This is a genomic window from Thermodesulfovibrionales bacterium (assembly GCA_026417875.1).
Lineage (GTDB): Bacteria > Nitrospirota > Thermodesulfovibrionia > Thermodesulfovibrionales > CALJEL01 > CALJEL01.
The window spans coordinates 23450-46890 of record JAOACK010000010.1; the positions used below are offsets into that span (position 1 = coordinate 23450).

Annotated in this window: 26 protein-coding genes and 1 pseudogene; all 27 read right to left on the minus strand. The window is 40.1% G+C overall.

Going from position 1 to position 23441, the window contains the following annotated elements:
* Positions 1–13: 13 nt before the first annotated feature.
* Entirely contained in the window at positions 14–2260 is a 2247-nt protein-coding gene (locus tag N2257_03380) for an ATP-binding protein (protein ID MCX7793436.1), read from the minus strand.
* A gap of 74 nt (positions 2261–2334) precedes the next feature.
* Entirely contained in the window at positions 2335–2772 is a 438-nt protein-coding gene (locus N2257_03385; GenBank protein ID MCX7793437.1) for a universal stress protein, read from the minus strand.
* A 36-nt stretch (positions 2773–2808) separates the two neighbouring features.
* The gene (locus N2257_03390) at positions 2809–3510 is read right to left on the minus strand and encodes a hypothetical protein (GenBank protein ID MCX7793438.1); all 702 of its coding nucleotides are present in this window, start codon (positions 3508–3510) and stop codon (positions 2809–2811) included.
* Between the two features lies 1 nt (position 3511).
* Positions 3512–4759 carry a sulfite exporter TauE/SafE family protein gene (locus N2257_03395; protein MCX7793439.1) on the minus strand — a complete coding sequence of 416 codons (1248 nt, stop codon included), beginning with the start codon at positions 4757–4759 and terminating at the stop codon, positions 3512–3514.
* Between the two features lie 173 nt (positions 4760–4932).
* Entirely contained in the window at positions 4933–6165 is a 1233-nt protein-coding gene (locus tag N2257_03400; GenBank protein MCX7793440.1) for an anion transporter, read from the minus strand.
* A 39-nt stretch (positions 6166–6204) separates the two neighbouring features.
* Positions 6205–6855, minus strand: coding sequence for a carbonic anhydrase (locus N2257_03405; protein ID MCX7793441.1), 651 nt, complete (start codon positions 6853–6855; stop codon positions 6205–6207).
* Between the two features lie 83 nt (positions 6856–6938).
* Positions 6939–7793, minus strand: a complete 855-nt coding sequence (locus tag N2257_03410) for an NAD(P)-dependent oxidoreductase (protein ID MCX7793442.1) — start codon at positions 7791–7793, stop codon at positions 6939–6941.
* Entirely contained in the window at positions 7790–8032 is a 243-nt protein-coding gene (locus tag N2257_03415; protein ID MCX7793443.1) for a glutaredoxin family protein, read from the minus strand. The genes N2257_03410 and N2257_03415 overlap by 4 nt, the downstream gene beginning before the upstream one ends.
* A gap of 2 nt (positions 8033–8034) precedes the next feature.
* The gene (locus N2257_03420; GenBank protein ID MCX7793444.1) at positions 8035–8784 is read right to left on the minus strand and encodes an SAM-dependent chlorinase/fluorinase; all 750 of its coding nucleotides are present in this window, start codon (positions 8782–8784) and stop codon (positions 8035–8037) included.
* A complete protein-coding gene (locus N2257_03425; protein MCX7793445.1) occupies positions 8785–9687 on the minus strand; it encodes a dihydroorotate dehydrogenase in 903 nt (300 codons plus the stop codon).
* Positions 9684–10457, minus strand: coding sequence for a dihydroorotate dehydrogenase electron transfer subunit (locus N2257_03430; protein MCX7793446.1), 774 nt, complete (start codon positions 10455–10457; stop codon positions 9684–9686). The genes N2257_03425 and N2257_03430 overlap by 4 nt, the downstream gene beginning before the upstream one ends.
* Positions 10454–10930, minus strand: coding sequence for a transcription elongation factor GreA (greA, locus tag N2257_03435; GenBank protein ID MCX7793447.1), 477 nt, complete (start codon positions 10928–10930; stop codon positions 10454–10456). The genes N2257_03430 and greA overlap by 4 nt, the downstream gene beginning before the upstream one ends.
* A gap of 97 nt (positions 10931–11027) precedes the next feature.
* Entirely contained in the window at positions 11028–12440 is a 1413-nt protein-coding gene (locus N2257_03440; protein MCX7793448.1) for an ATP-binding protein, read from the minus strand.
* A 74-nt stretch (positions 12441–12514) separates the two neighbouring features.
* Entirely contained in the window at positions 12515–12892 is a 378-nt protein-coding gene (locus tag N2257_03445; GenBank protein ID MCX7793449.1) for a PepSY domain-containing protein, read from the minus strand.
* Positions 12893–12920: 28 nt separating this feature from the next.
* Positions 12921–13313: a periplasmic heavy metal sensor gene (locus N2257_03450; protein MCX7793450.1), complete on the minus strand. Its 393-nt coding sequence runs from the start codon at positions 13311–13313 to the stop codon at positions 12921–12923.
* 68 nt (positions 13314–13381) lie between these two features.
* Complete coding sequence (locus N2257_03455) at positions 13382–13876, minus strand: phosphatidylglycerophosphatase A (GenBank protein ID MCX7793451.1); 495 nt, start codon at positions 13874–13876, stop codon at positions 13382–13384.
* Positions 13869–15329: a phosphoenolpyruvate carboxylase gene (gene ppcA, locus N2257_03460; GenBank protein MCX7793452.1), complete on the minus strand. Its 1461-nt coding sequence runs from the start codon at positions 15327–15329 to the stop codon at positions 13869–13871. Before ppcA ends, N2257_03455 begins: the two co-directional genes overlap by 8 nt.
* Positions 15330–15350: 21 nt before the next feature.
* On the minus strand, positions 15351–17093 hold the full coding sequence (locus tag N2257_03465) for a cation-translocating P-type ATPase (GenBank protein ID MCX7793453.1): 1743 nt from the start codon (positions 17091–17093) through the stop codon (positions 15351–15353).
* 168 nt (positions 17094–17261) lie between these two features.
* Positions 17262–17390: pseudogene (locus tag N2257_03470) on the minus strand (hypothetical protein).
* Positions 17391–17446: 56 nt separating this feature from the next.
* Positions 17447–17809 (minus strand): metalloregulator ArsR/SmtB family transcription factor, encoded by a 363-nt coding sequence (locus tag N2257_03475; protein MCX7793454.1) that lies wholly within the window; start codon positions 17807–17809, stop codon positions 17447–17449.
* A gap of 355 nt (positions 17810–18164) precedes the next feature.
* The gene (locus tag N2257_03480; GenBank protein MCX7793455.1) at positions 18165–19052 is read right to left on the minus strand and encodes a hypothetical protein; all 888 of its coding nucleotides are present in this window, start codon (positions 19050–19052) and stop codon (positions 18165–18167) included.
* Positions 19053–19091: 39 nt separating this feature from the next.
* On the minus strand, positions 19092–20399 hold the full coding sequence (gene feoB, locus N2257_03485; GenBank protein ID MCX7793456.1) for a ferrous iron transport protein B: 1308 nt from the start codon (positions 20397–20399) through the stop codon (positions 19092–19094).
* The gene (locus tag N2257_03490; GenBank protein ID MCX7793457.1) at positions 20396–20623 is read right to left on the minus strand and encodes a ferrous iron transport protein A; all 228 of its coding nucleotides are present in this window, start codon (positions 20621–20623) and stop codon (positions 20396–20398) included. Before N2257_03490 ends, feoB begins: the two co-directional genes overlap by 4 nt.
* A 333-nt stretch (positions 20624–20956) precedes the next feature.
* Positions 20957–21196, minus strand: a complete 240-nt coding sequence (locus N2257_03495; protein MCX7793458.1) for a ferrous iron transport protein A — start codon at positions 21194–21196, stop codon at positions 20957–20959.
* Between the two features lie 9 nt (positions 21197–21205).
* Positions 21206–21991, minus strand: a complete 786-nt coding sequence (locus N2257_03500; protein MCX7793459.1) for a transporter — start codon at positions 21989–21991, stop codon at positions 21206–21208.
* Positions 21992–22057: 66 nt separating this feature from the next.
* Entirely contained in the window at positions 22058–23140 is a 1083-nt protein-coding gene (locus tag N2257_03505; GenBank protein MCX7793460.1) for an ABC transporter ATP-binding protein, read from the minus strand.
* On the minus strand, positions 23127–23441 hold a 315-nt coding region (locus N2257_03510), incomplete at its 5' end, for a hypothetical protein (GenBank protein ID MCX7793461.1). The genes N2257_03505 and N2257_03510, both read right to left, overlap by 14 nt.

The window sequence follows — 23441 nt, forward strand, 5'->3', positions numbered from 1 at the left end:
ATTTATCCTGTTGCTATTTCTGCTGTTGAACTCCTGCTCCATTTATTGCAGGAAGTGTTATTATAAATGTTGTTCCTGGCTGTTCAGATTCCTCTTTAGTCTTTGTCTCAAAAGTGATGGTTCCTCCATGTTTTTTTACAATCCAGTATGATACTGAAAGACCGAGACCTGTTCCCTCACCAACTTCCTTAGTAGTAAATAAGGGATCAAAGATTCTGGACCTGAACTTTTTATCTATTCCACATCCAGTATCTGAAATTCTGATCTCTACATCACGGCCACGGTTTACTGTCCTTGTAGAAATGGTCAGGATTCCACCCCCCTTCATGGCATATACAGCATTGTTTATTATATTCAAAAAGACCTGATGAAGTTCATCAGGGTCTCCTCTTACCTGCGGTAATGATTCCGCCATGTCTAAATTCAGCTTAATTTTATTAACGAGAAGGGTATTGCCCGCCACTGAAAGCACCTCTTCAATATTCTTGTTAATATCAACATCTATCCTCTTCTGTCCTTCAGCACGGGCGAAACTCAAAAGGCTCTCTACAACCTTTTTTGCCTTTAGCCCCTGCTTCTCGATTGTCTTTAAAATATCATAGAACTCAGAATCAGGAGGTGTCTTCTCTAAAAGCATATCAGTAAAGCCAAGAATAATTGCCAGTGGATTATTTATCTCGTGAGCAATTCCGGCAGAAAGGGTACCCATTGATGCCAGTTTCTCGGTGTGAAGCATCTGTTCCTGCATGGCTATTCTTTCGGTAATATCTCTTCCAATGGCAAGGACCTTATAAACATTGCCAGCTTCATCAAGAAGACCGCTGAAATTAATACTCAGCCAGTATATCTTACCATCCATTACCAGATCAGTTGTAATCTGCTCTCGTATATTAGAGCTAAAAACTTGATTGCTCGCCTTCAGTAATAGCTGTGCCACTTCATGAGGAAAGATATCATTGAGATGTCTGCCCGCTATATCCTTGAGTTCCTTTCTGAGAAAATTGCAGCCATAGTTATTCATATTAATCACTGTACCCTCTGGACTTATAGTAAAAATAATATCATCCGCCTGTTCAACAAGAGAGCGGTACTGATATTCCCTTTTTTTTAACTCACCGGTTTTTTCTGTAACCTCTCTTTCAAGAGAGCTCGACCATCTAAGTATCATGGCAATGATAAAAAGGCCACCAAAGATTACAGCCATTATAACTATCCCCTCCATAATGAACTGTCTCATCTGTATATCATGAATCGCTCCTTCAACCTCGCTTATAGGAGCCACTACAGCAACAGACCAGATGTGATTGCCACCTTCATTCAGACGGATCGGAGCATAGGCAATAAGTTTCTTTATCTCACCCTGGGCTCCCCTGTGCCAGCCCGAGATATACCAGCTCGTGCCCTCCTTACCCTTCAGCATCATTTCTTTCTGTATCTCGTTGATCCTGGCAAAGGATATAGTTGGTTTTTTTTCCTTTCTTGCCTCAAAAGCGTTCTTTCCTATAAATTCTAATTCAGGATGATATAAAAAGGTACCTTTACTGTCTATAACCCATGCATAACCTGTTTTTCCTGATCTGATCCCACTGGTTATCCTCTTAATGAGGTCAGTTACATCAATATTAAAAATCATTACCCCTGAAAAAAGATTTGTCGCAACCGGATGCTTTTCGTCAACAGAAACCTGCCACACCGGCACCATCATACTCATTGTCGGGCCAGTGTTCCTTTCGGGTATGGGGGGAAAAACTTCTGTTATTAAAATCCTGCCCATATTCTTTCTATCCCCTGCCCATTTTAAGTAATTCATATCTTCGGTTGAAGGACTTATTTTTCGATAGCCATCTCGATTCACAAGATGGACCCTTTTGCCTCCCTTTTCTATATACCTTATCTCAAAGGCACCTTCCTCTTTAATACTTGAAAAGGCTATTGCCATCCTTTTATCTATAAAGACCTTTTCAAAATATTGTATGGATGGAGAGAGGCTAAGCAGAAGAAGTTCTCTCTTAAGAGCATTAAGACTGTTTTCTATCTGGCTTGCTGCATGGCGGGCAAGGACTAACTGTTGCTGGTTAAAGTCATTTATTACTACCTCCCTTACCTTCTTTGCGGACATCCAGCCAAGGAGTAAAATAATACCGACCAGAACAGGAACCGTTAAGGCTACTATCTTTTTGATATGTCTTAATTTAAAACTGAATAGATACCTGGCAGGGAAACCTTTAAATGCAGTTAAAAGAGAGCCTACTATCTTCACATTTTTATTATAACAATAAACAGTCCAGGTCGACGGTTATTAAAACTTTCAACATCTTTGTCTATACAGTCTATTTATTCTGGAAGTTTAACAACATATACAGAGCAGGGAGCATGCCTCACCACCTTTGATGCAACACTGCCAAGCTTGAATCTTGATGATTTACTAAGACCTCGGCTTCCAATGATTATAAGGTCTATCTTCTCCTTTTCAGCATAATCTATTATGGCATCAGGGATTGACACGGAAGCAACTATATGCCTGCACGTGGCAATTATATCTTCAGCAGCTAAAATCCCGCATGCCTGCTGAACGATATATTCGCCTCGTTTTTCAAGGCTTTTTATTAACCTATCCCTTTCTGAAGCCGAAATTTCAAGGTCTATACCCTCTATATATGGAATAACATTAATAAGACATATATTTGCTCCCTTTGTCTTTGCATAATCTATCGCAATCTTAAGTGCCTCCTCAGAATATTTTGAACCATCAACAGGTACAAGTATTTTCATTTTTATCCTCCTTTATTTAAATTTCACCTTTTAATTTTAATGTTTAGCCTTGGTCATCGAAAGACCGATACCTTCAAAAAGATAATAAATTGCGAATCCCCACCACATTGTATAAAGCACATAAAATATAAGCAGTCCAGCCATCAGAACTGCCTTCTCAGTGACCTTTACTGCCTCAATACCGTAAAAATTATGAGCTGTTTCCACAGCCTTCTTCATAACATCAGAGACGATCCTTGACTCGTTAATTTTACCTTCCTTTTTCAGTTGCTTGTCAAGGACCTTCATGACATTCCACCAGGAAACCATAACCTCTTTTTCATCAAATCCGTATCTTTCTGATACTTTTTTACCATCATTTTTATACATATCATCTGAATCCCTTAATGCCTTCTCAAGAAGACTGCCAAGATCAGCAACTATTTTTATCTCCCTATCTTTTACCTCTACACTGGCACCTGCTACTGTAAGCACCTTAACAGCCTTTTCCACCTGATCTGGTTTTTCCATCGTAATTGTTACAGAAATCTCTTTACCTATAAATTTTTTATTGGCCTCCATAACTTTGGGTATGAAGTAAGAAGAGCCCTTTGAGAGCTTGTTAAACATATCATCTGCGAATTGAAGACCGTTTTTACCATCGCCAAAAATAGGTGAGAAAATCAGAAAGAGTACTCCAAAGAATGAAAGGCCGAGGGAAATACCTACAGATAATGCTCTTTTATTAATGGCTGCCATCTTACTCCTCCCCTCTTAATTTTTTGATATTTGTAAAGAACTTGCCGACAACCCATATGCCGAAGATGCCAACAACTATCCAGAAGATAATGTTACCCACAAACTCTATAGCTCCAACAGTAGATTTTGAAATCTTAAGATATTCAAGCTCAACCATCTTTTTAGGCAAAGTACTTGCCCTGTTTACAAATCCAGCAAGTATTGATACTGCATAAAAGCCTAATATATGGGAACCCTTAACTACCTTGGTAACAAGTGCGCCTACCTGGATACCTATCAGAGAACCTATGAGCATTCCCATGGCAAGTGTATAGAATACATATCCATATATGGCATACTGTGCAATGGATGCAAGACCTGCTGTGAAGATAATCTGGAGTATATCTGTACCAACTGTAGTTGTAGCGGAAACACCAAAGAGATAAACAAACATCGGAAAGGTAATAAACCCTCCACCCACACCCATGATAGCAGCAAGCATTCCAACAATAAATCCACCGATAATCAGGAATATGGCAGAAATCTTTCTGCCACCAGATACTAAGTGTTCATCAAATGTAATAAGTGGTGGAATCTTTATTGCCTGGATCTTCAGTGCAAGAGCCGGTGTGGTATCAGGTCCGCTGTGAGCCCCTTTTCCAGCACCACCTTTTCTGGAACGCAGATAATCTCCAAGGGCATAAAAACCCAAAAATCCAAGCAGTAAAGCATAAACAGTGCTTATGAATGCCTCGCTCAGCAAAGGGTCCTTGTTATAAAGACCTTTATTAATCGCACCTCCAACGGTTGTGCCAAAGGCAGAACCCACAAGGAACCATAATGCTAATTTTACAGAAACATTACCGAGTTTTTTATGAACCGTCGTTCCCATTATTGCCTTTGCAAATATATGAAAAACATCAGTTCCAACTGCAAGAATACCTTTCACACCAGCTGCCATCAGTGCTGGCGTGATGATAAATCCTCCACCAGCTCCTATACACCCGGTTATGAGTCCTGCTACGAGGCCTACAGCTATGGAGATGAGAAAGATCTTTGTAGAATAAAAGGCTGGTGCATAGGCTGTTTTACCACCAAGAACTGAACCTGCCTCTGTGAAGGTTACAGCAAGGATAGGCAATGAAAGTATCATTAATATAAGAAGCTTCTTTCTGTTCTTGATGATATTCATTGAGACTTCATAATCCCATCTAGCATGGGCCCTAGAACCAGCCAGAAAAAAATTATATAACCTTCTCGGGAAACTCATTTTAAAACCTCCTTATTTATATTGATAATATCAAAGATCTTTTCATAAAAACGCATTACTATAACACAGATCATTTAGCATTGTTAAAAAAAAATTTTAATAGACATATAAGTTTAATTAAAGCCTCACTGCTTCTAAAAAATGGATAGATTTTTAAATATATTTTTAAAAATTTAAGAATTAAAAAATATCCATAGTCCTGTTATTAAAAGACTCAAGAGAGTGACAGGTACACCAGCCCTTGCATGCTCTGTGAATGTAATCTTCACTCCATAATTTGAGGCTGTTTCAAAGACTATAAGGTTCGCAATACTTCCAATGACAATAAGATTTCCAGCATAGGTACTTGAAATTGCAAGGACATACCACTGCTCATAAACACCCTGCTCAAGAAATCTGGTCAGGAGCATAGTGGCAGGCACATTGCTTACGAGATTGCTTACAACTGTTGAGATAATGGTAAGGTTATAAAGATTATGAAGGCTCATCCCTCTGTCCTCAAGAAAACTGAGTATTCTCTCTGGAAGATGAATTATCTCTATTGCCTGGATAACTATAAAAAGTGCAGCAAAGAGAGTAAGGAGATGCCAGTCTATATTTGCAAGTATTGACCTTGTTCTCATGGTCCTGCTGCAGAGAAGAAGTCCTGCTATTACAATTGCGCTCACCTCCCTTGAAACAGGTGTGAAGAACATTACTATGAGCAGAAGTAGTGCAATTATTCCCTTTGTGCTCTGGTGCCTGTTGAAGGGAGGGAAGGCTTCAGACTGATAAGCAGGCTGAAGGATATTAGGGGGTTGAATAAATATTTTTTTAGAATAAAGAACCTTTAGTATTAAATAAGCTCCCATGAGCGAAAAAACTGAAGGTGGAAGACACCACAGGATAAACTCTCCAAAGGGAAGTCTTCCAAGCTGTCCTATAAGCATATTCTGTGGATTTCCGATTATTGTGACTGCTGAACCAATATTTGCTGAAAGTGCAAGCCCTATTAGATAGGGTACAGGATTCAGACCCGCCTTAATTGCTGAAACGGTGATAACCGGTGTAAAGGCAAAACATATAATATCGTTGGTAAGCAGTGAAGAAAGTCCTGCAGAGGCAAGCATCATTATAAAAAGAAATCTCCAGGGTCTATCAGTAAGACCGGCAATCTTAAGGGCAATCCATGTGTAAAAACCACCAAGTCTGAACTGGGAAGAGATCACCATTAAAGAATAAAGGAGCAGTATGGTCGGAAAATGGATTGCCATGATTGCCTCCTCTGTACTCATAACACCAGAGGCAACCATTGCAATTGCACCAAGTATGGCAATGCCTGTCCTGTCAAGGGCAAGGCCGGGTATCTCACCTATAGCTATGCCTGCATAGGTGAGCAGAAAGATTATGACTGTAAGGGTATACAAATCCTCATTTCCAGAGTCTGTATGGTGAGTTTACTAAGACTATTTTATGATTTCTACAGCACCACTTGATATATCATACACTGCACCCACTAACTTAAGAGCTCCTCTTTCAATCAAGCCCTTTAATACAGGGCTATTCTGCTGGATCTCTTCCTGAACAAGTAGCACATTCTCCCTTATTGCCCGTGAAATTATCTCTTCTCTGCTTCCACCTTTTGCCTCAGCTTTCCTTACAGCTGGAAGTATCTTCTTTACAATTGCTCCAATGTTGCCCTCCGTTTTACCCTTTGCATCAACAGCGGCTGTTACCGCTCCACAGTTGGAGTGTCCAAGAACAATTAAGAGAGGCACATGAAGATGTTCAGCAGCGTACTCAATACTTCCCAGTGCCACGGGATCAACAACATTTCCAGCTACCCTGATAACAAACAATTCTCCAAGACCCTGGTCGAAGATTATTTCTGGTGGAACCCTTGAATCTGAACAGGTTACAACTATAGCAACGGGATGCTGACCCTTTGCAAGCTCTCTTCTTTTCAATTCTCCAAGGTCTTTCTTTGAAATATTGCCTGAAATAAATCGCCTGTTTCCATCCATTAATCTTGTGTATGCCTCTTCACCCTTCTGCGATGATGCAAAGGCAAGGGGAATAAAAAATATAACAAAGATAATCGAAGATAACAAGAACATCTTCAAGCCTCCTGAGTTAAAAATTACCCCCGAAGAGGTTGTTATTTTTTTACAATAAATACATGCATGAAATCAAGCACATATTAAAACTTTTTAAAGACCCTGTATATTGCTGAAAAATCATCTGACCCCATTTTCTCAGAGATTGTAATGCCGAACAGCTCCTTTGCAAGGCTTCCTGTAAATAAAGGCCTTCTCAGAATCCTTGCAAGGTCCTGAAGATAGTGAAGATCCTTGTAAATCAGGGAACAGGAAAAATGGGTTGAGAAATCCTCTTTAATAAGCTTATCTTTTTTTGCATTAAGAATCATTGAATTGCCTGCACCTGAAAGCAATATCTCGATTACCTTTTCCTTATCCAGGCCAGCCTTCTCTCCAAAGGCAACTGCTTCTGCAAGGGTTGCCATGAATGTGCCGAGGATAAGGTTGTTTATTAACTTCATCTTTGTAGCGAGCTGGGGAGTTTCAAGATAAAATATAGTCTTTCCAATCTTCTCTATAAAAGGTCTTGCCCTTTCAAAGGCGTTCCTTTCTCCACTTACAAGAACTGTGAGCATACCCTGAGAAGCAGGGATTACACTTCCAAGCACAGGTGCCTCAAGATAACTTGCATTCTTTTTGCCCAGGATCTCATAAAATTCATTCACCCTCTCAAAATGATTTGTTGTTGTATCAACAACAATCTTCCCATCACAATTTCCTTCAATGAGCCCGTTCTTACCCTTGATGACAGAACTCACTGCCTCACTGTCAAAAAGATTTAAAAAAACCATTTCTGTCTGCGAAATCAAATCAGCAGGACTCTCGGCAACAGGACAGTTCAATGTCCTTGCTTTCTCAACGGTCCTGTTCCATACAGTTAGATTAACTCCCTCAGAGATAAGCCTCTTTGCCATTGTCATTCCAAGACTGCCAAGACCTATAAAACCTACTTTCATAGATAAGCCTCCTTGATCTTTTCAAGCAGTTCCTTTTTTCTTATCCTTCCATGAAGGACCTTTCCGTCAGGAAATTCAATAACCGGAATATCAAATCTGTAAAGCTCATAAAGTTCATCATTCTCTGTGATGTCTATCTTGTTTACCTCAAGGCCGTATTTATCCTTTAAACCATTAAGCATCTCCTCTGCCTGATCACAGAACCAGCAACCAGGCTTGTAATAAAAATTTACCTTCATGCCTATTCAATTAACACCTCAACCTTATCACGGAGTTTTATATCTAATGCCTTCTGGGCAGATGACCGGTATTTAAATATCTCCAGATATCCAGAACTGTTTATAAGTGCACCGACCCTGTTGCCTGCTTCCATGTAAAATCTGAAGACAGGTATCTCTTTCTTTTTTATCCTGACCCTGAATCGCCTGTCACCAAGAATAGAGGAGTTTATGTTGGTAATTGCATTTCCGAATCTATCTATTACTATAACCTCTCCTTTTATCTTCTTCCTAGCTACTGCAGGCTCGGGAAAAGATAGACTTGTAAACCCATCTATCTTTCTTCCAACCAGCTCAGGTGGCTCTCCCTTTGAAAGCCTTGCTGCAACAGGTGCAAAAAGATCTCTTCCATGAAAGGTATAACCTCTGACAGGTAGAGTAATTTCGTATATATCTTTTGTTAGATCTTCTTTTACAGCAAGGCTTAGTACTCCATTATCCGGACCAACAAAGCAGGCCCTTTCTGTTTTTATAATAATAGGCCCTCTCTGAGAACCAACCCCCGGGTCCACAATTGCGAGATGGACTGTTCCTCGAGGGAAATACCTTACAGCTGTAGCGAGCTTTATCGCAGCTTCAGTTATATTGAAAGGCTCTATCTCATGGGTAATATCCACTACGGTAGCAGAAGGGTTTATGGAGAGTATAACTCCCTTCATCTCAGCAACAAAGGTATCTTTTATGCCAAAATCAGTAAGAAGGGTTATGACCATTTAAATCTCTATACTTCCGATTATCTCCTCTATATCAGATAGACCTCTTTTTATCATATAATCTTCTATACCCTGAATTATCCTTATTGAAGCAAGAGGATCAATAAAATTTGCTGTCCCTACCTCTACAGCAACTGCACCTGTTATAATAAACTCAAGGGCATCCCCTGCTGTCATTATACCTCCAATACCAATAACAGGTATCTTTACTGTTGAGACCGCCTCCCAGACCATCCTCAGAGCTATAGGTTTTATTGCAGGACCTGAGAGACCTGCTGTGATATTTTTAAAAACAGGCCTTTTTGTCTCAATATCAACTGCCATGGCAGGAATGGTATTAATCAAAGAGATTGCATCAGAGCCTGAGTCCTCTGCAATCTTTGAAAATTCTTTTATATCAGCCTGAGGGGAGAGTTTTGTAATGAGAAGGCTCTTTTTAAGGTTTCTCTTAACTGCATTTACCAGCTCTGCCATAGCCTGCCTGTCTGTACCGAAAAATATTCCTCCTTTTTTTACATTGGGACAGGAGATATTCAGCTCTATTGCCTCCACCTCACCATCAAGATTTTTTGCAAGCTCTAAATATTCATCAATAGAATTTCCCAGTATATTGGCAATAACAGGAACATCAAATCTCCTCACAAAGGGCAATTTTTCTTTTAAAAATCTCTTAAGACCCACATTCTGTAAGCCTATTGAATTAAGCATACCACAGGGTGTTTCCCATATTCTTGGTGGAGGATTTCCTTCCCTGGGCTCAAGGGATATGCCTTTCATTGCAATAGCACCGAGAACTGAAAGGTCAAAATATTCGGCAAACTCTTCTCCATATCCAAAGGTACCTGATGCTGTTATCACAGGATTTCTGAGTTGCAGATGGCCTATCTTTACTGATAGATTCACCAGATGAGTTCTCCCTCTCTGAATACAGGACCCTCTTTACAGACCCTTTTATATCCTTCCTTTGTCTTTACCACACATCCAAGACAGGCACCCATACCACAGGCCATTCTTTCTTCAATAGATAAGTAGGCTTTCACACCCATTTCCTGAGCCTTCCGGTCTATGAAGGATAGCACTGCCTGAGGACCGCAGGCATAAATCAACTCAGGAAAAGGGGATGAATGGATAAGATTATTAAAGAGGTCAATCACATTACCTTTCTGTCCTGATGAACCGTCCTCAGTAATAGTAAATACCTCACAGAAATCTTTAATATCTCCAGTTATAATCAGTTCAGCTCCTGTCCTTGCTCCGTAAAAGACCTTGGGCTTCTGACCTCTGCTTACTAACCTTTGTACGAGAAAATTCAGGGAGGCAATTCCCAGACCACCAGCAACTATCCATACTGAGAGTGCTGAATCATGCTCAGGATAGGGTTTACCGAAAGGACCTGTTACAGAAATCCTCTGCCCTGGCTTTTTTTCAGATAGCAAACCTGTACCTCTTCCACGTATTCTGTAAAGAAATTCCAGATTTTTATCTTTTAAATCGTATACACTGAAGGGTCTCTTAAGAAGGGGGTCATAACTTTCTGAGACAGAGAGCATGAAAAACTGTCCGGGCATGGGTTCATAAAAACTCTCCAGAGGATTCAATATTAGCTTGAAAATATCAGGTGTGATAGCTGTATTTTCAATTATTTCAGCCTGGAAGGAGATAGAGGGATTCATTGATAGGATATCTCAATGATCTCGTACTCTATTGTCCTTGCCGGAGCCTTGATGGTGACCCTGTCGCCAACCTCTTTTCCAACAAGTGCCCTGCCAACAGGACTGGTAATAGATATCTTTCCACTCTTTACATCAGCCTCTTCAGGACCAACAAGATGGAATAAATATTCCTCATCAGCCTCTAGATCTAAAACCTTCACCTTCGCTCCGAAGGCTATCTTTGATTGATTAATCCTCGATGGATCAATCACCTCAGCCATAGAGAGCTTTGTCTGGAGTTCTCTAATCCTCGCCTCTATGAAGGCCTGCTTTTCCTTGGCAGCATGATACTCTGCATTTTCAGAGAGATCTCCATGAGCACGTGCCTCCTCTATCTCTCTGATATTTTTAGGTCTTTCAACCTTCAGGAGCCTCTCCAGTTCTTCCTGAAGTTTCTGATAACCCTCTTTTGTCATTGGAATTCTTCCGTTCATAGTATTTAAAAATATCATAACTCACTTATTCAGGGCAATACTTTTTATAAAAATTAATTAAAGTCATCATAAGAAAACACTTCAAAAAAATTTGTTTTTATTTTTCTCCAATGGCAGGCAGTTCTATTGTAAAGGTTGTTCCCTCGCCCTTTCTGCTTTTTACAGATATATTTCCGTTATGGGCTGTTATAATTCCATATGTGATGGAGAGTCCCAGTCCTGTACCTTTACCAACAGGTTTTGTTGTGAAGAAGGGCTCAAAGATTCTGTTTATATGTTCATCTGGTATGCCGTTCCCTGTATCGCTTATCTCAAGCACTACGGAATGATCTTTGCTCTTGATTGATATATCTATTTTCCCCTCACCTTTTCCTGTTTCCATTATGGCATCCTGGGCATTCTTGAGGAGGTTCAGCACTACCTGCTTAATCTGATCTGGATCTGCATTAATAAGAGGAATATTACTATAATTTCTGTTGACGATTATCCCTGATGAAGAAAATTCGTATTCAAGAAGTTCAATCACCTTATCAACTATCTGTCTGAGATCAATATACTCCTTGAGAGGCTCTCTCTGCCTTGCAAATTCCCTTAGGTTCCTCACAATCTTTGATGCCCTGATCGCTGATTCATATATCCTTGATAAAAGGATTTTATAATTTTCTGGTAAAGAGTCTTCACTCATCGCCATCTCTGAATATCCCACAATTACCTGAAGGGGATTATTTAGCTCATGACTCACACCGGCCACAAGTTCTCCAAGAGCAGTAAGCTTTTCTGCCTGTGCTGCCCTGTTGGCAATTGTCTTAATCTCTTCCTCCTTTTCCTTTAGCTGACTCTGAAGTCTCATGAAGGCATCTTTTACAGGTAAAAAGTCCTCACCGAAGTTTATCTCATCTACATTCTTACCTTCTGCGATATCAACTGATGCCTTTATTACAGAGAAGATATTCTTCTTCAGGCTTCTGTTCACCAGCAAGAAGACAGCAAAAATAAGACCTCCACCGGCAAGCGTAACAGAAAATGTTAGGATACCCATTCTCCTTATCACGTAAATACCTCTTTCTATCCTTTCACTCATGAAATTTCTTCCGTTAACAAGGGCTTCCGCGGTGAGGTCATCCATCTTGTCAAAGATAATCCTTACTTCGTATTCATTAATAACGCTTTTCTGAGTAATATCACTGAGCCTCTCATTAAAAACGGAAAGCCTCTGTATGAGAAAAATAGCATCTTTATCAGCACTTCCTCTATGACATTCCATGCATTCGCCAAGGATCGCCTCAAGCTCCTTAACTCCACTTGAAAGGGATTCTATTGAAGGAGTTTCTTTTTCAAATCTTATAATGAATTCGTGAAGCCTCTGACGCTGGAGCAGACTCTCTGTAGCTGTATTAATCATTATCATTTCCTTATTAAGCCTCAGGAGGCTTAAGAAGGCAACAAGTGCAGCTCCTGCAAAAAGAAAAATAATAATGATCAGTGCAATGATTAATGTTCGTTTTATCATGGATAATTATAACAAAAATAAGGACTTAAAAATCTTATCTGAGGCCATAAAGAGGTTTAATCAGTGGAAAAAATCTAATATATTGACCTTATCCTTCCTGTCCTTTTATCCACCACTACTATATCTAAAAGAGAACCATCAGCATTTCTTATCTCAGCAATAAATCCCCACCTCCTCTCCCTTATAATGTTTATTACAAGCCCTTTATCCTGAAAATAGGACCTGAGTATAGCCACTGCCTCCTCTTTACTTCTTACCGGTTTTTTTTCGCCATACTTCCCTTTGCCAGGACAGTAAGCTCCGTAAGGGGTTTTTCTATAACCAGGACAATCAGGACAGGCTGGCTGAGAAAAGGCTATGGAGGCAGGAAAAAAAATTAAGGTCGGGGTAAGGGATAAGCAGGAAATTAAGTGTATTATCTTTAATCTTAAATTTAAGTTCTTTAATCTCATAATATACCCTTAACCCCAACCTTTAATATTAATCCTGATCAAAAACCTGACATCCGCATCTCATTCCACCCGTGAAGCCTCTTCCCATTCTACCACAGCCACCAGGCCCACCGGCTGGAAGACCGTAACTGGATGCTATCTTCTGGATCTTTGTCTGAAGGTCAATTATCTCCTTTCTGAGCTGAGCAATCCTGTCAAGATCTGGCTTATCTTTTTCATATTCCTGCCTGAGCTCCAGCTTCTTAATATGAAGCTCATCCCTGAGGCTCAGTGTCTCCTTCTGGAATTTTTTGACCTTCTCAATATCGACTCCCTTGATATCCATCCAGTCCCATCCTCCGTGACCCCATCCAGCATATACTGTAGCACCCAGACCTGAAAGAAGGATTACCGCAAGAACAAGAAATATTAATTTTTTCATCTTCCTTCACCTCCTTTTTTTCATTTTATCCTATGTTACCAGGAAATTGTGAAGGAATAGAGAAGAAATTATGAAAAATTGTGAAGGAATAATAATCTCAGAACAATATTTGAATAAATTCCAGCAATAATATCATCAAGCATTATTGAAAGGCCACCCTTAAATCTTCTTTCCACACTTCTTATAGGAAAGGGCTTGATTATATCAAATAACCTGAAGAGGAAAAAGGCTATGAAAAGGTTTTTCATATCAGCCGGAATTCCAGCAATACTCACCATATAGCCTGTAAATTCATCTATAACAATATGTCTACTATCCCTTTCTTTCAGAATATCTTCAGCTCTGTCTGATACATAAACTCCAAGAAAAGATATACCAATAAAAAAAACAATAAAAAGTATCCCCTCAATTTTAAAGAACATAAAAAATAATAGAGCCAGAAGTGTACCGCATGTACCTGGTGCCAGGGGGATAAAACCTGTATAGAAGAGTGATGCTATTATAATAAAAAAATGCTGCCTTGATTTATGAACTTTTATCCCGGGCCCAATTCCCTTATCCAAGAAATCTCCTTATATAAGCAGCCTCTATAACCATATCCTGAATACCTGTTCTTGCACCCTCCTTCAGGGCACTTATTATCCTTGATGTAACTGACCTGTGTTCTATGTCAGGTTCATGATCAAAAAAATCAAATCTTATATTTTCCTTAACTTCCTGTGGCAGGAGGTCAAGGCATGCAGGATTAAAATACCTCAATGCCCTCCTCATGTCCTTTTCAAAATTCACATAAACCTCTTTTAAGCACTGTATATCTTCTTCTGTAAGGGCATTAAGACCTATTATCTCTGGTGGAAGACCTATGGAATAACAGGCTCCGCAGAAAGCTATAACCCTCGGAAGCCTGACCCTTCCGACACTCCTTGAATATCCGAAAAGACCAACATGGAGTTTTCTCATCCTTCTTCTGGGTATATACTGGGCTACTTCATTAATAAGAGGAGCAAGATACTCAATCTGTCTTCTATATTCAGCAGAGTATTTATCAATAAGTCTCATGCACTCATCTTCATCAATCTCTCTGAAAGGTTTTCTATCAAAGGATTTGAGCCTCTTTATTGCCTTTATTACATCTTCAACAGGGTTATCGTATTTAAAGGCTGACTGCACAGTGAAGGTCTCCACCTCAGGATACTCAGTAATTACATCCTCCACTGTATAAGGCGTGAGATTTCCCCTGAAGGGAGGGGATCCTGCTCCAAGTATGGGATAGATCTTAACTCCGATCTGCTCAGAAAGCCGTCTCAATCTCTGAAGAGCAATCTTGTTACAGAGTATTGCGCTTATCATTCCATAGTTCATGGCTGGATCTGACCTTGCAAGAAAGACCCTCATGTAGCTCAATTCTTTATCCCTGAGATAGGATGCAATTATATTATTTGCCTCAAGCATATGTTCTCTGTCCTCAAAAAGAGGTATAACATTTATGCTTTCTGGATAAAACTTACCTATCCACTGGGCAACGGTTATATCTCCATCTAATATTGGCTGGTGCTGTCTGCCTGAAATGAAATTTTTATAAAAATAATAAATTCTGTTAATCTCTTCAGCAGAGGTGGTCATGGGAAGGATCACCTCAAAGATTGGTGGTATATCATCACCATAAAAGAGCCTTGCTGCATCCATTGACCTCGGTATGCTCTCAAGGGTCTCTACAACAACCTTTGCCTCATCCCTCTCAACTGAAGGATTGGGAAGTCTGAGTGTAAGAAAAAGGTCTCTACCCAGTCTCTTATCCCTGAAAAAGTATGGATATCTTGTAAGGAGTTTTCTGACAACAAAATCATCTATCTCCTTGCCCTCACTGTCCCACATCTGTTCGTCCGAGCCAAGGTGGCTGAAGGCATAATAGGCCTCTTGAATCTCATCATCACCTGACATATCAGGTGTCTCAGCAAAAAAAGGGACAGTCACATTATCTGGATGCTGTGTAGACATTACTCTTGGAATCTTCATGGATATTATTTTAGCATACTGTCACTTTTTACTCAGAAGCCTTGAGGCATTCGCTGCTACAGCCAATGTTGGAAGTTCTTCAAGTGCTGCTGCCATAACAGGCTTTAGTATTCCCACTGATGCAAGTCCCATTGTTATTATGTCCCAGGTTATTCCAAGGGCAATCCCCTGCCTGATGACCTTATAAGTATTCCTTCCTATCTTTATAACCTCAGGAATCCTTGACCAGTCATCCCTCATAAGTGCTACTGGTGCTGCCTCAATAGCCACATCTGTGCCAGCAACGCCCATAGCAATACCAACATCTGCCTGTACAAGGGCTGGTGCATCATTAACACCATCTCCAATCATCAATACCCTGTAGCCTTCTGCCTGGAGCCTTTTCACTATCCCTATCTTGTCCTCTGGTAGAAGGTTTGCCCTGTACTCACTGATACCGAGCCTCAGACTTACTGACCTTGCAACCCTTTCATTGTCTCCTGTGAGGAGTAAAAATCTCTTTATCCCGAGTCCTTTAAGTTCTCTGATTGCCTCAGGAACCTCATCTCTTATAATATCTCCTACAGCAATGATGCCTGCAACCTTACTGTCCAGAGTCATATAAAGGACTGTGTTTCCTTCTTCCTCAAGCCTCTCTGCTGTACGGGATATCTCTTCTGGTATAAATATCCCTTTTTCTTTGAGGAGCCTCTCATTCCCAAGCAGAAGGACATTCTCCCTGACTTTGGCAACTATACCCCTGCCAATAAAGTATTCAAAGCTCTCTGGAGGAGTAATATCTATACCATATCTCTTTGCCTCATCTATTATTGCTTTTGCAACAGCATGATTTGAATATCCTTCCAGAGAGGCAGCCAGTCTCAGTATCTCTTCTTTCTTAAAGTTATTAAATGAGACAATCTCCCTTACAACAGGTCTTCCAAAGGTCACTGTACCTGTCTTGTCCATTACAATGCAGTCCACCTTTGCAAGGGCCTCAAGATAAAGCCCTCCTTTAATGAGAACACCCCTCTTTGCACTGCTTGCAACAGAAGCAACAACACTGAGAGGAGTAGCAAGCCCAACTGCACAGGGACAGGCAGCAACAATAACAGCAATCGCATAAATAGCCTTTCCCGATATAAGGTAAGTTAAAAGGGCAGCCAGGAATGCTAAAGGTAAAAAATAAGCCGTAAACCTGTCGGCAAATCTTTGCACCGGTGCTTTATGGGCCTCTGCCTCCTCTACAAGCTTTATAATCTTTCCAAGTGTTGTATCCTTCCCAGTCCTTTCAGTCTTTATCTCAAGATAACCTGGACCATTTATTGTGCCTGCAAAGACCCTGTCACCAGGGGATTTTTCTACAGGTATGCTCTCACCTGTCACAGGTGATTGATCAACTGAGCTTAATCCCCTTATAACAATTCCATCAACAGGTATCTTTTCTCCCTGTCTCACTATTACAGTATCACCTGGTTTTATCTCATCTATCTTAACATCCACCTCTTTTTCACCAAGCCTTATCCTTGCCTTCTCCGGAGCGATATCTATGAGGTCCTTTATAGCCTTTCTTGACCTTCTCAGTGTAAGGTCTTCAAGATAGTGGGCAAGGTTCATAAAAAAGGCAACAAGCATGGAGGCTGAATATTCTTTAATAGCCGCAGCACCAAGAATTCCGGCACTCATCATCAGATCAACATTAATCTGTCTCTTAAGGATACCAAGAAAAGCCCTTTTAAAAATAGGATAGCCACCAAGGACAATAGCCAGAATTATAACTGGCAAAGGAATATAGCTGATACCTTTCTCAAGAAGGCCAAAGTACTGAAGTCCTAAGATACTAAGTCCTATGAGACCTGTAACTGTTATAAAGGCAAAACGAATCTTCTCAAAGAGTTCTTTTCCCGAACCTTTTATCTTTAATTCCTCTTCTCTTACACTGTAGCCCAGGCCCTTTATCTTCTCAATTAATCTCTCAGGACTGGTCACTTTCTCATCAAAGCTCACAACTGCCTTCTCTGAGGTTGTAATTATCTTTACATCCTTTACGCCAGAAGTATTTCTCAGGGTATCTCCTACCCTGACAGCACAATTGGCTCAACAGAGGCCTGGTATTTTTAATTCAATGGTCTCCATAATTATCCTTCCTCCACATGCCTTAAACCTTCTTTAAAGAGATTCTTTATATGCTCATCATCCAGTGAATAAAAGACCATCTTTCCATCCTTTCTGTACTTAACCAGCCTCGTGGCCCTCAGTATCCTCAGCTGGTGGGAGACAGCAGACTTTGTTGTTCCAAGAAGATTTGCAATATCACATACGCAGAGCTCTTCCTCTGATAAGGCAAAGATTATCTTTATCCTCGTAGGATCTCCTAAAACCCTGAAGGTCTCAGCAAGCTGATGTAGCTTGGCATCGGGCTTCATCTTCCTTTTGACAGAAGACACCTTCTTTCTGTCAATGAAGGCTATTTCGCAGATTTCTGTTCTGGTTCTTTTCATATTAATAGTTGAGCAATTGTTCAATAATATAAGATAAGTAATAAATGTGTCAAGTCTTAAATAAAAAATGCCAGTAAATAGAGGTCAAAAGTAAGGTCTTTTTATCAACTGATTTTTATTCTTTGGTTACTATCTCTTTTTCAAAGAGTTACATCTATCTAAATCACACCCCTGGCAATGTCCTTTCTTTTTCAATAGGGAGCGATATAAGAGATATACCGCTCCGGCAATAATTACAGCCATTAAAAGAATATCTGTAAAATTCATTTGACCTCCGTTCTTTCATCTGTCATTGTGAGGCGAATCCGAAGCAATCTCAAAACAGGATTCCTCGATTCGCTCGGGATGACAATCCTTAGCTTAATCCCAGCAACCTTCCACCCTGATAAATTACAAATGCCGTAATCCATGCAAGTGCTGTATGCATTAAGACCGCCTGCCCATAAATTCTCCATGTGCCAAATTCCTGTTTTGTGGCAATGGCAACTACAACACAGGGCCAGTAAAGGAGGACAAAGGCAATAAAGGCATAGGCGCTCAAAGGAGTAAAGACCCCTTGAAGTGCCTGTCTTAAAGGCGACCTCTCTTCTTTTTCTTCCTCTGTCTCTTCAGAACTTAGACTCTTAATGCCTAATCCAGCAAAGACATTTAAAGCTGCATCCTTTGAGGCATTTATGAATGATAACCCTGCTTCTTTTAGGTCATCTGTAAAAGAGGGCTTCTGCTCTTCTGCCTCGTCGCTCCTCTTCTCTACATATATCTCTGACATTGTGCTAACAACAATCTCCTTTGCAATAAGTCCAGATATTAAAGATGAAGCTGCCTCCCAACTGCCAAAACCAAGAGGCTCAAATACAGGTGCTATTGCCTGACCAATCATACCAAGCACAGAATCTTTTTTATTTTCAACCCCCCATGGGATATTGAGCATGAACCATACTAGTATTGAAACTGCAAGGATATAGGTCCCTGCCTTCACAACAAAGTGCCTTAATTTCTGCCATGTATGGATCATTAGGTCTCTGAATGTTGGGATTCTATAAGGAGGAAGCTCCATTATAAACATAGGTGCTTCACCTTTAAACATGGTCTTTTTAAGGACAATACCAAGAAGTATTGCCATAGCTATACCAAGTACATAGATTGACCATAAGATTGTTCCAGCATTTTGAGCAAAAAATGCACCAATAAACACTACATAAACTGGTAGTCTTGCACCGCATGACATAAGTGGCACGAGCATCTCTGTTAGCCTTTTGTCCCTTTCGCTTTCCCGTCTCCTCTATGCATAAATAGCAGTGACATTGCATCCAAATCCTAAAAGCATAGGTATAAAGGACTTTCCATGAAGGCCGAGTGTATGCATAAGTCTGTCTATGACAAATGCTGCCCTAGCCATATAACCACTTCCTTCAAGGAATGTTATAAGGAGCATCATCATTCCAATGACAGGGACAAAGACAAGGACAAACCCTGCTCCTGCAATTATTCCATCTGTTGCGAGGGATACTATCCACTCTGGTGCATTAATAAATCCGAGCAGTGCCTCTGTCCATCTCTTAAAGGGACCAGAGATCATCACGTCTATCCAGTCAACAAATGGTGTAGATATATCAAAGGCTAACTTAAAGACAAACCACATGGCAAAAAGGAATACCGGGATTCCTAAAAACCTGTTCAGGACAATGCGGTCAATCCTTTCTGTAAGGTCAATCTTTCTTATAGAAGGTTTCTTTAAGACCTCCCTGGTAAGGCCTGCAGCAAGGGCATACCTTTGATCAGCAAGTATTGATTCAATATCTTCATCATGGAAATTTTTAAGGTGAGATAGGGCCTCCTTTATAAAGGCTGTGTTCTTAGGGATATCTAATTTTCTAAAAATATATTCATCACCTTCTATTATTTTCAATGAAAGCCATCTTAAAGGATATCTTTTAGAGAGCTCAGGGAAAAGATTTTTTAAACCCATCTTAATAATTAAGAAAGCAGATTCTATATCCTCTCCATAATTCAATGCTCTTGGTGCACTGAAGGGGCTACTAGCCTGTTCTATTACTGCCTCTATTAATTCCTTTAGTCCCTTTTTCTTTGTTGCCACTGTAGGTACAACTTTAATACCTAACATCTTCTCCATCGCCTCTTTATCTATCTTGTAACCCTTAGCCTCAGCCTCATCATAGATATTAAGAGCCATTACCATAGGTATGCCCAGTTCCATCAGCTGAATGGTAAGATAGAGATTTCTCTCAAGGTTTGTAGCATCAACAACATTAATAATAACATCAGGTCTTTCATTAATAAGATAATCCCTAGCAATTATCTCTTCCTGTGTATAGGGACTTAAGCTATATATTCCAGGCAGATCCACAAGGTTTATAATTCTACCATTGTATTGAAATTCTGCAGTCCTTTTTTCAACAGTCACACCAGGCCAGTTTCCAACATAAAGCCTTGTGCCAGCTATTGCATTTATGAGTGTTGATTTGCCTGAATTTGGATTTCCTGCAACTGCGACTGTTATTGTCTTTTTGTCTGTTATCTTTCCTCTGTCTTCTGCTATTCTAATGCTCTGTTGATCTACTGTTCTCATCTTATTACCTCCACCTCTATCTCCTCTGCCTCCTTCTTTCTAAGGGAGAGGGAATAATTTTTAATTCTCACCTCAATGGGGTCTCCAAGCGGTGCTATCTTTTCGACCCTTACTGTTTCTCCTACAAGTACACCCATGTCCATGAGCCTCCTCTTTAAAGGGCCTATAGCCCCGATTCTTAAAATCTTTCCTGATTCTCCTGGTTTAAGCATTGAAAGGTTCATAAAGATGCCTCCTGTGATATAATTGATTTATTAACAGAGATAGAAGAAAGGTTATTGCTAATATCTTTGCAGATACTGCTAAATATACATTAACAGCTGGTGTAATTGGTAATATCTTGGCAGAAAAGTTTACTCTATCATTAGCAATAACAATCGGGTTGATAGTCTCTTTCCTGATATTTGTTGCATATTTTACAACTCCGAAAGATAAAAAGGAGGAATAAAGATGGAAGGACTCCTTGTTATGATGGGCATAGTAATATTGACAGGGATAGGCTTTGCCATTTACTTTGCTATTCAGGACTGGAAAGAAGAAAGAAAGCGCAAAGCCCATTAGTCTAACCTCCTTACCATTATCTTCATTGCAAGATCCCTGCTGATAGCAATACATATGTTATCAACCTTTAAAAGAAGTGGACCGGTTCCGATATTATTCAATATCTCAATCACTTTACCCTTACGAAGTCCCCTATCCTCTGCCTGTTTTAATTGACCCTTACCTTCAGCTCTGTGACCTCTTATCTCAACAATCTCAGCCCTCTCACCCTGTAAGAGAAAACTTAATGGAAACATATTTACTCCTTAAAACCTCATCGTTATTCCAGCCATAAGGCTCAGATCACTTTCGGTCTCTGTAAGTCCTGCCTTTATTCCACCAGAAAGGTCAAGACTTTCTGATAAAGTATAAACTGCACCTGCTATTAAAAATACAGGCTCTTGCTCTGAATCTCGTTCAGGATCTCTTTCTATACCTGCGTTTGCCACTACTTTTAAAGCCTCGGTCATCCTGTATTCACCTGCCAGAGAGAGATGCCAGAGATTCTCCCTCTCACCTATATTGTTTTCATTCCTTATATACCCGGCATTCAGAAAGAGCGTAAAACTCTCAAAATCCCTGTCAAATATGAGAAATACACTTCCACCAAAACGACCTGCTCCAAGACCCCTCTTCTCATCTCCAGCAGGTATCAAAATTGATGGCTTTAAAGCAATCCTAAATCTCTCTCCTTCATAAAATCTGTACTTTATACCCAGCTCAATGTCAGAAATTCCAGCCTCATCAATAACTTCACCATTTTCTTCTTTCCAGTAAAGATAGGGAATAGCTAAAGCAATATCAAGGCTATCTGTTAGACCATAGGTAAGAGTATTGTTTATGTTCAGGACCTGAGTCCTTATCCCCTCTTCTTTGTCATGACTGTATTCAAACTGAAATTCATACTGCAATCTTCCCTTACCCTGTGTGCCTGTATCATCAGTAATAAGGGGGTGATAGGAATAACCATCAGCTAAGGTCAGGAATTGCATTGTGACTGAAAAAATTAAGATTAAAAATGTTCTTACTTTAATCTTTAAATGCTCTGACATTCTTTCCTCCTTTTTAAATTGATATTCATTATCATTTTTAATAAAAAATAATGGAATTCTAAAACATCAATTTCCTCCCACTGGAAAGACCACTATATGACTGGGATCAACCTTGATACTCACCCTGCTTCCTACAGGGAATGTCTTTGTTGAAGGCTTGATTGAGTGGATTATCTTTCCTTGTGGAAGCAATATCTTATAAATCACCTCTGGACCAAGAAATTCAGCCTCTATTATTGAGGATTCTCCCTCTTTATCTAATATAAAATCCACATCATCAGGCCTTATCATAATCTCAATATCTCCTCCATCACAGGGTAAGGTATCACCACAGCTAAATATACCAATATCTGAAATTACATAACCTTCCTCAATCCTTCCTTTTATAAAATCAGCCCTTCCAACAAAGTTTGCCACAAATCTTGTCCTTGGTCTATGGTATATCTCTTCTGGCGTGCCAACCTGTTCAAGCATTCCATGGTTTAAAACACCAATCCTGTCAGAAAGACAGAAGGCCTCTTCCTGGTCATGGGTTACGAGGATAGTTGTTGTGCCTTTTTCTTTAAGGATTCTCTTTGTCTCTCTGCGGAGTTCTGCCCTTAAGTCAGCATCGAGATTAGAAAAAGGCTCATCAAGAAGCATCACCTCTGGTGATGTTGCAAGTGACCTTGCAAGGGCAACCCTCTGCTGCTGTCCACCTGAAAGCTCATAGGGGTATCTATCTGATAAATCTAATAGCCCTGTGAGCTCAAGCATCTCTGTTACCTTTTTCTTAATCTCACTCTTGCTACAGCCCTTTAATCCAAAGGCTATGTTTTCAAAGACTGTCATATGAGGAAAGAGGGCATAGTCCTGAAAGACAAGCCCAACCCTTCTTTTTTCAGGCGGTATCCAATCATTACCAGCTACAACCTTATTACCGATTTCTATAGTTCCTCTGTCAGGCCTTTCTAATCCTGCAATGAGTCTTAAGAGGGTTGTCTTTCCACACCCTGATGGTCCAAGAAGGGAGAAAAACTCTCCTTTTTTAATCTCGAGCGTAAGATCTTTTATTGCTAAAACATCCCCAAAGCTCTTTGATACTTCTTTAAGAAGCACATGCGATGCCCTGGTCTCAATTATGCACAGGTTTTCTCTATGTAATCTCAACACCATCCCTAATCCCCGTCTTTCTTACAACTATCAAAAGGGGCATAAGCCCTGCAAGGACTATTAAGAGGGCAGGTAGTGCTGCCATATGCCAGAGGGATTCTGATGCCTCAACCCATACCCTTACAGCCAGTGTATCAAAGGCAAGGGGTCTGAGCATCATTGTTGCGGGAAGCTCTTTCATGCAATCAACAAATACAATTATCCATCCTGCCATGATGCCTCTCTTTATAAGTGGAAAGAGGACCTCTTTAAATGTCCTTAATTTGCCTGCACCGAGCACCCTTGATGCATCCTCTAT

Coding starts and splice junctions, on each gene's coding strand:
- N2257_03385 (MCX7793437.1), bottom strand. CDS start 2,772: ATGAAAATACTTGTACCTGTTGATGGTTCAAAATATTCTGAGGAGGCA.
- N2257_03390 (MCX7793438.1), bottom strand. CDS start 3,510: ATGGCAGCCATTAATAAAAGAGCATTATCTGTAGGTATTTCCCTCGGC.
- N2257_03395 (MCX7793439.1), bottom strand. CDS start 4,759: ATGAGTTTCCCGAGAAGGTTATATAATTTTTTTCTGGCTGGTTCTAGG.
- N2257_03405 (MCX7793441.1), bottom strand. CDS start 6,855: ATGTTCTTGTTATCTTCGATTATCTTTGTTATATTTTTTATTCCCCTT.
- N2257_03410 (MCX7793442.1), bottom strand. CDS start 7,793: ATGAAAGTAGGTTTTATAGGTCTTGGCAGTCTTGGAATGACAATGGCA.
- N2257_03415 (MCX7793443.1), bottom strand. CDS start 8,032: ATGAAGGTAAATTTTTATTACAAGCCTGGTTGCTGGTTCTGTGATCAG.
- N2257_03420 (MCX7793444.1), bottom strand. CDS start 8,784: ATGGTCATAACCCTTCTTACTGATTTTGGCATAAAAGATACCTTTGTT.
- N2257_03430 (MCX7793446.1), bottom strand. CDS start 10,457: ATGAATCCCTCTATCTCCTTCCAGGCTGAAATAATTGAAAATACAGCT.
- greA (MCX7793447.1), bottom strand. CDS start 10,930: ATGAACGGAAGAATTCCAATGACAAAAGAGGGTTATCAGAAACTTCAG.
- N2257_03440 (MCX7793448.1), bottom strand. CDS start 12,440: ATGATAAAACGAACATTAATCATTGCACTGATCATTATTATTTTTCTT.
- N2257_03445 (MCX7793449.1), bottom strand. CDS start 12,892: ATGAGATTAAAGAACTTAAATTTAAGATTAAAGATAATACACTTAATT.
- N2257_03450 (MCX7793450.1), bottom strand. CDS start 13,313: ATGAAAAAATTAATATTTCTTGTTCTTGCGGTAATCCTTCTTTCAGGT.
- ppcA (MCX7793452.1), bottom strand. CDS start 15,329: ATGAAGATTCCAAGAGTAATGTCTACACAGCATCCAGATAATGTGACT.
- N2257_03475 (MCX7793454.1), bottom strand. CDS start 17,809: ATGAAAAGAACCAGAACAGAAATCTGCGAAATAGCCTTCATTGACAGA.
- N2257_03480 (MCX7793455.1), bottom strand. CDS start 19,052: ATGCTCGTGCCACTTATGTCATGCGGTGCAAGACTACCAGTTTATGTA.
- feoB (MCX7793456.1), bottom strand. CDS start 20,399: ATGAGAACAGTAGATCAACAGAGCATTAGAATAGCAGAAGACAGAGGA.
- N2257_03490 (MCX7793457.1), bottom strand. CDS start 20,623: ATGAACCTTTCAATGCTTAAACCAGGAGAATCAGGAAAGATTTTAAGA.
- N2257_03495 (MCX7793458.1), bottom strand. CDS start 21,196: ATGTTTCCATTAAGTTTTCTCTTACAGGGTGAGAGGGCTGAGATTGTT.
- N2257_03500 (MCX7793459.1), bottom strand. CDS start 21,991: ATGTCAGAGCATTTAAAGATTAAAGTAAGAACATTTTTAATCTTAATT.